General features: G+C 49.9%; 5 protein-coding genes. 1 reads left to right on the top strand and 4 read right to left on the bottom strand.

Annotated elements, in window-relative coordinates; genetic code table 11:
• Positions 1-5701, bottom strand: a 5701-nt coding sequence (locus QZV31_RS12485; protein WP_295361214.1) for an ESPR domain-containing protein, incomplete at its 3' end; no start/stop codon positions are given.
• Between the two features lie 135 nt (positions 5702-5836).
• A complete protein-coding gene (locus tag QZV31_RS12480) occupies positions 5837-6901 on the bottom strand; it encodes a U32 family peptidase (protein WP_295361211.1) in 1065 nt (354 codons plus the stop codon).
• Between the two features lie 335 nt (positions 6902-7236).
• Here QZV31_RS12480 and QZV31_RS12475 point away from each other — a divergent pair, with 335 nt between their 5' ends.
• Positions 7237-9108, top strand: coding sequence for a LuxR C-terminal-related transcriptional regulator (locus QZV31_RS12475; protein ID WP_295361208.1), 1872 nt, complete (start codon positions 7237-7239; stop codon positions 9106-9108).
• 322 nt (positions 9109-9430) lie between these two features.
• Here QZV31_RS12475 and QZV31_RS12470 read toward each other — a convergent pair whose 3' ends face one another.
• Both QZV31_RS12470 and QZV31_RS12465 read right to left on the bottom strand, forming a co-directional pair.
• On the bottom strand, positions 9431-10333 hold the full coding sequence (locus QZV31_RS12470) for a hypothetical protein (protein ID WP_295361205.1): 903 nt from the start codon (positions 10331-10333) through the stop codon (positions 9431-9433).
• A 430-nt stretch (positions 10334-10763) separates the two neighbouring features.
• Positions 10764-11307 (bottom strand): autotransporter domain-containing protein (locus QZV31_RS12465; RefSeq protein WP_295361202.1); only part of this gene is annotated, 544 nt, incomplete at its 5' end.

Raw genomic sequence — 11307 nt, 5'->3', positions numbered from 1 at the left:
CCGCGCCGTCACGCAGCAGGTCATTGGCGCTGTCGCTTACACGGCCTAACCGGAAGCTGGCTTCCGTATACACATCATGCTTGTTCGTCCATTTGGCCATCAGACCGCCGCCTGCATAATGGGCGTCCCCGTCGCTCCGGCCCACATCACTGTGCATCGTGTAACTGCCTTTGCCGTATTCACCGAAGATACCATACTGCAGTGTGCCCTTTTTCGTTTCCTTCCTGCCGCCTACGCCTACCGCCGCGCTCCAGCTGTTGATATTCACATGACTGTTTGTCTCGTAACGGTCTTTTCCACCGCCAAAGCTGGCAGCAACAGACGCACCGTCCGAACCCACGTTAGACAGATTGCCCAGACCATCCAGCACTTTGTCCAAATGTCCGATGCCGCTCGCCAACAAGCCCATGGTCGCTTCCACTCCCATTACGGCCTTGTGGGTCTGCTCGGAAACACCCGCGCTGGTCTTGGTGCGGAAGATCAGGTTACCATTTTCCATTGCAGCAGAGCCTTCGCCGTCAAAGGCCGTTCCAACCATGTACTTAGTTCCTTTAATTTTTGGGTTACCGCCGAAGCCAGACACCAGCGTCGTCGTCTGGTCCGCTTCAATATACATCTCTTTGTAGAAATCAATGTTGGACGTATCTACCGTTGCGCCGTCAAAGGAAACATTGGCCAAAGTCTTGCTGTGATCGATCAGCGGGTTGCTTCCAGTCCACTCTACTTTTTCAAATTTCAATTCACTGGCCTGGTTGGCAGTTGTCGTAAAGGTAACCTTATTGTCTGCAGCCGCAAGGTTACCCGTGACCATACCTGTAACGGTCACACCCGAAACAGGAGTTACACTGAAATCTGTAGATTTTGTCTGCGCCGCCATGTCCGCCAGCGTTGCATTTGCCTGCAGCAACGTCATGGATTGATTGGTCGCTGCCATTTCCGGATTAGTCAATCTAAAGCCGTCGGTATCATACGCAGCCTTTGCATAATTGTAATCCTCATTGCTTCCATCTAACAGATTACCGCCATCCTGCCAGGTCAGCGAACCAATTGTAATAGCCGAAATATCCTTGTAGCCAACCTTGTAAACAATACTGGTGTTGGTATCATCTTTTGCTACGCCCTGTTTCTGTACACCTTTAATTGTCACCGCATTCGTTTTGTCGCTTACCTTGATTTCAGTAACATTCGTTTCGTATGCATTATTTCCGTTGATCGTCGCTTTGGCAAAGAAACCGTCTGAACCTGTAATGATCGGTTTTGATTCACCTGCCGCAACTTCTGGCAATGTCATACTTCCCGTCTCTACAGTGGCTCCAGAAGTTAGCGACCATTTATCCGGCACTTCGTCTGCTTTATCGCCAACACTCTTTACCGTTACCTTATTCAGTTCCACTCCTTCCACAGAATATGTTACATCGTTATCGCTTAACCCCACCGTGCCGGCAGCACCAGCACTTAACGTTGTGTTTGCCTGGTCAAGGGTAACCGTAAAGGACGGCGTACCCGTTACATTAGAAGCAGCTACACCCGTCGCATCTTTGAGCAGCGTCATGGTCTTTGTTGTTCCGGCCAAAGGATCTACAGTTGCCGTGAAGTTCACACCAACATTCACCTTCGTGTTACCGTCAAACTTGTAATTTGTATTTGTATAATGGGTAACGCCATCGCTCCAGGCAAGGTTTCCGCTCATGGCCGCTTCGCTGACCTCCCTGTCGCCTACGGTGTAAACCAGTTTCGTTCCGCCGTCCTGCTTCAGCCAGTCTGTCTGCGCACCTTTAATAGTCAGATTATCCGTTACTTTATCCTCAAACGTTGTCTCGTACTTTTTATCCGTAAAGTTCGCAATAGTCGCCGTGCCCAACGCGCCCGTTGCATCTACCAGCGTCATGCTCTGGCCGCTGCTCAGGGAACTTGCGTTGCTGAAAGACAGGCCATCCGCATTAATCGAAGCCGACGACAGATCGTCATCCGCCCCAAAGGAACGAGCCGTGCCTTTGTCCGCAAAGTCCACTTCCCCAAGGGTAAGGGACGTAATCGCATTTTTGCTCTTCTGGTAAATGATCTTAGTTCCGTCACCCTTCACACCGCCGCCGGTAGAAGTGCCGGTCACGGAAACACCATTCACTGGCACAGTATCTAACGGGCCTTCATTCTGCCAGGCGTAAGCGCCGGTCACCGCAATGCCGGTAAAGTTTGCGCCCGTTGCCTCAACAAGTGTTTTACTGTCGCCTGCCACCATAGCGCCTGGCGCTGCCATTCCATCCGTATCCACTGCAATACCGTCGGCCAGATTCCAGCCGGTCAGGTCCACTGCAGTCGCTTCCGTGCCATCCCAGCCTGATACTTCAATAGAGTTCACATCCTTCACACTGGCGTAATAGGTCAGCTTCTTCCCGCTGTCCTCCGCCTTTACACCGCTGGCCTGCAAGCCCTTCACCGATACGCCGTTCCCTGCGTCCAAATCCAGATTCGAACCCTGATACGCTTTATCCCCGATCACACTGCCAAAGAAGCCTTCCGTATCCGTTGTTACAATATCCAGATAGGTCTGCCCTGCCGCCAGTTTCGGATCGGTAAAGCCAGCCGCCGTCACTGTCAGACCGCCGTCTACACTCTTCCATCCACTGGCAACAGCCGAGCTTCTCCCATTCCAGTTGCTCAGGTCAACGCTTTTTACCGTAGTGTCCTTCACCGTGTAGTTCACAACGCCTGCCAGCGTTGTCACCGTACCTTCCAGCGTTGCGCCCAGTTTTACATTGTTCGAGAGTGTATTGGTGAAATTCTGCGTATGGTTTGCCGCCTTCACATTCAAGCCTTCGGCAAGACCACCAGCGCCGGAAAGCAATGCCATAGATCCGCTTGCCTTTTCCGGATCATTAAATGTTAAGTTGGTAGCATCCACCGTGGCCACGTTGGCAAAATTGTCGCCCGCTGCCGCAGCCCGGCCTGCGTTCCAGTCCATTGCCGCGAATGAAATACCGCTTACTCCGTTTTGTACCTTATACAGTACATTTTTGTAGCTGTTATCTTTGTCCAAAGATACCGTGTGAATAGTGGCGGAAGTAATTGTTACGCCATTTGCTACACTGGAAGCACCCTCGCCAGACTTAACATCCTTGGATACATTAGCCGAATCCAGTGTTGCGGTACCCCCGGAGTATTTCAGGGAAAGGGTGGAAAAATCATTTGCGGAACTCGAAGCCAGCAGTATCATGCTGCCGGAAGTTGCAGAAGAAAGCGCAGTCTCTGCATCAGTTATATCCAGTACAGGCTTCGTTTTATTGTAATTGACCGCAAAATTTCCCTGCAGTACCGTTGCGCCGTCTTTCCATTCAAAATCATCCGCCAGTTTGATTGTTTCAAAGTTGCTTATAGCACCACCAAACTTGTTGGAACCGTTGATAATCAGCGTGTTTCCGGTTACAAAATCTCCCGTAGGTTCGGCAGTGTAATCAGTATAACCGCCTTGTAAATTGTGATAGTTGGCAGGAGCTGTTACATTCTTGATCTTAACTGTATTGCCGGTAGCGTTCTTCGCTAAATTTCCAGCATACCCGCCATAAATAGCACGGCCCGCAGCCATATCCGTCACGGTAACCGTATTATTTTTCGCATCGCCATTGCGCGAGTAGCCGCCCCAAACAGCCCCGCCAATCGTGCCGCCGGCTATCGATACCGTATTACCGTTAGCGTCGCCGTCTCCGTTGGTACCTCCAATCACGGCGCCATTTAACGTAGCGTTGCTTACTGTCACAGTATTTCCTGTCACAGTTCCGCTGTTCGAGTAGCCGCCATATATAGTGTTCACCGTGCCCTTATTGACGGTTACAGTATTTCCTGTCACGGTTCCAGCGTCCGAATTACCGCCGAAGATAGTATCTGTCACTGTGCCGCCGTTGATTTCAACCGTATTCCCGGTCGCACTGCTCCCGCCGGAACCGCCTTGCAGGTAACTGACCTTGCCGCCATTCACAATAATATGATTGTTATCAGCTGCACCAGTGGCAACGCCGCCATCGATATAGCCTTGTACTGTACCGCCCTCAATCGTAACCGTGTTGTTCTTCGCATCCTTGTTCGGACTCCAACCTGCGGTAATGCCGCTTGGCAGTTTCGCATTGCCGCTGACGGTCACCTCATTGCCACTCGCCGTACCTTCCGTGTATTTCGTGACGCCGCCATACACTGTCAGTTTTACTATACTTTCGCCACTTACTTGTACTTTGTTGCTGTTTGCGTTGCCGGTTTCGCTGTAGCCGCCGTATACAGAATCACCTGAACCTGCCCTGGCAGTTTTCACCTCACCGCCGCTAATTTCCACTTTGTTGCTGTTTGCATTGCCGGTAACATTCTTTAATACTGCGCCGCCGTACACTGAACCGCTCACCGTACCTCCGCCAATGTGAACCTCATTGTTATTTGTATTACCAGCATCATAAAACACATTATCAGGATCATTACTGGTAAAATTGTTACGGGAATCATCAATGTAACCGCCGTACACATTACCAGTCACCGATCCTTTATAGGTTTTATTGATATACACTTTGTTTTTCGTTTTGTCTCGGGATTTGCCCGAACCGCCCATCACATTTCCGGTAACAATTGCGCTTCCGTCAATGGTCACTGTATTTTCAGATGCAGTTGCAGTATAGTAACCATCTGCACCACCAATTACATCACCCGTCACGTTGGCCGTGCCTTTAATAGTTACCTGATTACTGTTTGCAGTTTGTGTCGTCCCGCCGCCGCTGCTTGCACCGCCAACTACTGCCCAGTCGTCAGAACCCACTGTGCCACCGCTAACGGTAACTTTATTTCCATTTGCCGCTGTGTTTCCGTAACCGCCATACACCGTATATTTAATATTGGCAGTTTCACTGACAGTTACCTCGTTTTCGTTAGCAGTTTTTCCGTTACTGGCGCTTCCACCATATACGTTCGACTTTATCGTACCATTTTTTACAAACACATGGTTATTATTTGCAACGCCGTAGGTAACATAACCACCATATACATTATTTACTGTGCCGCCGTTAATAGTTACAGTGTTTTCATTTGCTATCCCATCAGGTCCATTATAACTACCATAAGAATTACCTCCATATACGTTCACCTCTATCGTACCGCCATTAACAGTAACTTCATTATAAGATGCTTCACCTGTTCCAGTGCTACCGCCAAATACCCAGCCATCCACTGAGCCGTTGATGGTTACCGAGTTATGTAATGCATCGCCGGAAGACGTGTTACCTCCAAGTACGTTGTCGTTCACCGTACCGCCGTTGACGGTTACCGCGTTATACGACGAAGCGCCGGAAAACGTGCTGCCGCCGAACACTCGGCCGTTCACCGTACCGTAGTTGATTGTTACGGTATTCCTACTTGCCTCATCCGCGTCATTGGAAGACCAGCCGCCACGATAGTCAGCTCCGGGATCGCTGCCGCCTGCTATACCGCCATACACTGAACCAGCCTTATCGGATGTGGCAGTATATGTATTATCTGACGCGCCAGCCGCTTCCGCCACCGGCGTAGCAAATCCCACGCTGCCAATCAGCGCAGCTGTTACCCCCATGGATACCGCAGCCATCCGTAAGCTTCGCGCGCCACATCCTTTGGTATTGCGTTTTGCCAGCTCGCTGGCCACCACGTAACAATGTTTTGCCTTGCTCCACACAACTTTGTAAATTTTGTTCATCTCTTAGCCCCTCCCCTGAATTGTAGTTCAGTTATAAAAATCAAAATTGATAACAGTTAATCTTCCTTCGCAGGAAAAACCGTTTAGCCTGTTTGTGATAAAACGTTACGATTCAATGCGCATACCTGCTTCCGTTCACTTCGTCACTTTTACTTTAAACCGGAACCGTTCCCAATAGGCTTCAGGAACCAGCGACTGCAGGATGCTTTCGCACAACTTGCACTTCGCGCAATCTTTACATTCACAGGTCAGCAGTTTGTCCGGTACTTTATCCAGCGTTACCTTTTGCATAGCTTCCGGGGGTGTCATACGACGGGCAAAGCTCACCGTCCCGGAAATCATTAAATCGGTAAGTGCCATATCGTTATTTTCTGTAAGGTATGCATCCATCGCTTTGAACGGGTAATCGCCTTCCGAATTCCGTCCTGCAATTTTATAAATGTCCACATACTCGTCAAAGTGTTTCTGCCAACGTGGCAATATCCAGTTGGACCGGAACAGATCCGCAATCCCGTTTTGGCAGCAGCTGAGGAAGCCCGCATAGCACCGCAGCGCAATGGAAAGATTGTGGCACATGGAATTAGGGCAGCCCATGAGACAACCTTCATTAATCAGGCATTTTAGTCTAAATCCGGCAGCATGCATCTCTTTCAGTTTCGTCGGCGTACGCAAAATTTCCCGGGGTGGATTGAATACTTGTGCCCCGCACTGTTCCCGCCAGATTTCCATCTGCCGCAAGTTCCACTGATACCCGTTACAGGAAGTATGGATTTCAAGTTCCGGCAACAGTGCGTGCAGTAAAACAGCAATGCGATAGTCGGACAGGATCAGTCCCTCCAACCGGTACCGGTTTACTTGCTGCGCCAGCGTAATCGCAAACTGTTTCAGTTCTTCTTCCGAATTAAACTGGTAGTACAAGGCATTGACGGGACAGATGCAGCGTATTCTTCCATAAGAGATACGTAAAAATTCCGCACAGTTTATCATATACAAGGCTCGTTTGTGCTCGGTGTCCGCCGCGTTCACGTTACTTCCGTCTTTTCCATCGAAAAGGAACCGCACATGGGACAGCATTTCCTCATTGGGCAGTTCGCAGTACACATGGTCAATATTTTGTTTGCGTTTTTCCGCTTCCTGCAAAAACCATTCAGGGTTTGTGCCGTTGTACGGAAGGGAATAGATTCGTCGTTTTGGATTCATGTTTTTCTCACTTTTCTGAAACTATTTATTCATCTGTTTTCGTGCACACCCTTCTATTATCAATTGTAATTCCATTTTGTAAATTTTTCTGCTGTACCCAGGTACAGGTTTTGCAAAATGCCGCCGAAACCACCTGTACTTTTGCTTCAAAAACCTGTACTTTTGAAAAAATAGTTTGCACTGAGCCTTGCGCAATGGTACACAGCCCCTAATTCTGTGCTATAATTCTTTCGGTAATCGATTCAGGGCAAATGGCAACAGCGGTTCATGTATCTTTCCGCTTTTCCCAATTCTGCCCATCGGTTTTTCTTTGCATCAGCAAGGAATCAAACGAAATGTCGAAAGGATCCCGCGTCATGTTCCGTACCCAGATTTTGCTTAATGCCCTTGGCCTGTTCTCCAGCGTAACAGTTTACCTGGCAGTAATCGGCGCGTCTTCCCATGTGTCCGATCAGCTTGGGATGGCAGCGCTGAACCTCTTTTTTATGTTGTCCACAGCCGCCGGTATTTTTGCCTTTGGTTTTTTCCGCGGCCGTGTTCCTGCGTTTCCTCCAGCTCATGCCCAGCTGGCCGCGTTCTGCGTCAATGCTGCCTGCGTCGCCGCCTTGGTCAACATCCTGAATGTCCGGCCCGGTTTTGGACTGCGATACGCCGCTCTGTTCTTATTTACCTTTTCTAACGGTTATATAACCGGCAGCCTTTTCTCACAGATTGCCCGATACATTCCTGCCGCCAGGCAGGGCTTCTGCATCGGCGCTTCTTTAGCCAGTGCCCACTTCTTCCTGTTCCTATCGGATACACTGGTTGCTGTCCTCCACATTCCCACGCCGCACGCCCTGTTTTTCCTGTTCCCGGTTCTGGCGTTGATGGCGTATCTTTTACTGCACAACGAACCGGAAGAACTCACTGACATAAACGCAACGCCTTCACCCGATCCTTTCCTGCTGCGTCACGCGCCGCTGTTCCTGCTGGCCGCGGTACTGTTATCCCTGACGGTAGGTTTCAGCGATAGCCTTTTCCTGACCCGTCACGCAGAATTTATGGAGTGGCACCGCTATACACGCTTTATTAATGTAGGCGGCTTCCTTTTGGCCGGCTGGCTGGCGGATTCCCACCCGTTTTATCTGCCTCTGGCTGCGCTGCTGGCGCGAACGGTGTCTCTGGGCTTCTGTGTGTTTATGCTGGAAGGCGGAGCCGTGAGCATCTCTTCCATTGCTGACTGCTTTTTTACAACCTTCTTGATTGTTTTTCTTATCTGGGTATTTATCACACTGTCGCCCCGTATGCCATGCCCCGAACTTTGGGCCGGTATGGGACGCATCGTAGAACTCCCCTGCGGCGCCATCGGTACGTTGCTTGGCATTTTCCTTTTGCAGCGGCTGCCGGTGTCCCTCACCTTTTTAGTGTACATGGCGCTGCTCATGTGTTCCGGCGCCCTGTTTTACCAGGCCATGCTAATCTGGATCCGGCGCAGTAACCGCCCGGTCATCCTGGCCACGGTTAATGAGCCGGAGCCAAAAAACAAAATAAACGGAACAGTTTGGCTGACAGATCATTACAATGCATGGGAAGCAGAAAATAATAATGCACCGACGTTGACAGATCATGACGCCGCTACATTGGAAATTGAAAATATAAATGCAACGACGCTGTCCGATTATTACGCCGCTGCATCAGAAAACGAAAATATAAATGCAGCGACGCTGTCTGATTATTACGCCGCTGCATCAGAAGATGACGAAGATTTTTTATTGAATACAGAAAGTTATAATACCGATTTTTCGAATCTTGATCTGGCAGAAAAGGAAAATGCAACCCAGCCGGAGCCGGAAGCAATTCCCTCCTCTGCCAGGGCAAACGAAACCAGGACGCAACCCGATGAGGTTCCGCCCCCTGCTCTTTCCATCGCGTTCAATATGACACCGGAGCAACTGGATGAACTGCTGCAGAAGTTCAAAGCCTTCTACCATCTGACCCGGCGCGAAACGGAAATCCTGCGGGAACTGCTATGGGAACGCAGTATCATGGAAATTGCCGAAGCACTGGTCATTACGCCCCGCACCGTGAAATATCACATCAGTAACCTGTTCCAGAAAACCGGCGCGACGACGCAGAAAACCCTGAAACGCATTTTGCGCAAACAAAAACGCCGCTTCGATTCCGGTCTTGATGTGGTACCGTCAAACGAAGACGACGAAGAAGAATGACTACAAACAAAAAAGAACAGACATCGCAAAAACGTCAACGATTGCTATTCCATGGACTCATTCGCCTGTGGCTTCGAAACTCGAAGTCGCGTTGCAGGGCAACCCGTCTCCCACTTCCTCACTCCGCCCGCTCAGAACGCTTCGCGTTGCTCGTTCGTCAAACTGGGACCCTCACGGGTTGCTCTGTCAACACTCAATACAATCACGCAATCGTTTCCTAAGTTTTGCTTATGCCTGTTCCTTTTTTGTTATAGTTATTTCATTCATCAGAACATATAAGCTACGTTCACGCTGCCGCCAAAGCCGTAGATGCTCATCAATCTTACAGCACCGCCACACCAAGGGACTTGGCAATTTGGCGGATGGCAGCTTCAGAAAGTTTGCTATACTTTACAATCTTAGGTATTGGTTCCCCTTCTTTCAGCATATCCGTTGCTACTCGCTCGTTCAGTTCCTTTTCTGCTTCCAGTCTTCCTTCCTTTCTTCCTTCCTGCAGTCCTTCACGGCGGGCTTCCAGTCTGCCTTTCTCACGCTCCCGTTCTTCATCAAATGTTCCAATAAACATGTTCCTCACCTCCGCCTGATGGCCTATCAGAAATGGCCTGATTGCAAAACTGTCCGGCATTTCCCTGATCGCGGCGTCCACAGCCACTTCCAGGTCCTGAACCTCATGATGATACCTTCTTACCGCATCCACCAGCCACGCGTACTCCCGCAACGGCTCGCAGGCTTCCATCAGCTTCCGGTTTTTGCCGTAATTGATGTTCAGCATCGTCACCTTAACCTCTATGTCGGCGTCCCCGCAAAACGCGTCACTGAGTTTCAGCACCTGACGTTCCGGTTGCTCCGCCCTGCCGTTGTAAAAACAAATGCAGTGAGGCTTAGGCACTTTCTGCAGATGATGGCTGTATCGGTAATATTCGCTCACTGCGATGTGCTTTTCGTATAACCTGCCGCCGTAAATGAAAAAACGCATGGGCATGTTAGGGTTAAACGTGCTCTGATGCTCCCACAGACTCATCTCACTCATGATGATGAAAGACACGTCGTTCTTCATGTTCATGTAGACTGCGTCTTCCAGCGTATTAAACCGGATGTCGTCAGGATTCCTGTGGGCCGAACCGTTTACTGCGTTATACAGCGACAACGTCCATTCCTTATTTGTCGGGTTTCCGAAAATGAACTTGAATACCCGATCTTTGTATTCACGATTTATTTCATTCAACTATTTGACTCCTTTCACGTTGCCTTTTCATGACGGCCGTGAAAAGAATATCTGGCTCATTTACATTATACTGCTGTTTGGCAGCACCAGCAAGGGACGACGTAAGATTTCACAACTCCTCGAACCCCTGATTATCTCCTCTGGTCACTTTAGTGACCGGACTTTTTTTGTAACTCCAGCAGCGACGCGGTTTTCCAGCCTGCTTTCTGTTATATATATAGACAGCTTAATTGTCTGTCTCCAGATAGCACTTCTTTCGTTCATTTTATTGCTTTGTTCGGGAAAGCTGCCACTGCGCCGAGGCGAAAATCCCGGACTATGCACAAAAAAGAGGAATGGGAATTTCCCACTCCTCTTTCTTCATATTATATTGGGTAGTGTTTGCCCCCGGTTTCACGCAACATTCTTGTTATTGCCGCTAACACTTCCTTTAGAACGTATACGCTACGTTCACACTACCGCCGAAGCCGCGGTGCTTGCCGCCGTAACCGTAGATGCTGATGTCTGTCCGCCACGGATTATCCTTCGTGGCATCCATCCGCATGCCGAACTCACCCCGCACGCTGCTGCCCTTGATGCTGGCCGCACGGATCTCTGTGCCGTTGACCGTGCCTTTTGCTTCTCCGTCAAATTCGTATTCGTAAGCCAGGCCGCCGTACCAGTTCCACTTCTTGTCATTCGTTCCGTACCGGGCTCCGATCCGCAGCACGCTGCTGTTCACGCTGTCCAGGTTGTAATGCTGTTTCGCATCAAACTCTGCACCGTCCCGCTTCGTGTAGAAGAACTTGCCATACACGTCCAGACTCTTGCCGCCTTTGTAATTGAATATCTTACCCAGACCTACGTGCGCTCCGTAATACGTTGCATGGATATCATACCCATACGCATTGCCCGCGCCGTCACGCAGCAGGTCATTGGCGCTGTCGCTTACACGGCCTAACCGGAAGCTGGCTTCCGTATACACATCATGCTTG

This window comes from uncultured Succiniclasticum sp. (assembly GCF_902793885.1).
Lineage (GTDB): Bacteria > Bacillota > Negativicutes > Acidaminococcales > Acidaminococcaceae > Succiniclasticum.
The sequence above is the reverse complement of the archived record's forward strand: the minus strand, read 5'-3'. Positions and strand labels throughout refer to the sequence as shown.

What these genes read in the sequence shown, in the direction of transcription:
- QZV31_RS12480 (WP_295361211.1), bottom strand. Translation starts at nt 6,901, where the DNA reads ATGAATCCAAAACGACGAATCTATTCCCTTCCGTACAACGGCACAAAC.
- QZV31_RS12475 (WP_295361208.1), top strand. Translation starts at nt 7,237, where the DNA reads ATGTCGAAAGGATCCCGCGTCATGTTCCGTACCCAGATTTTGCTTAAT.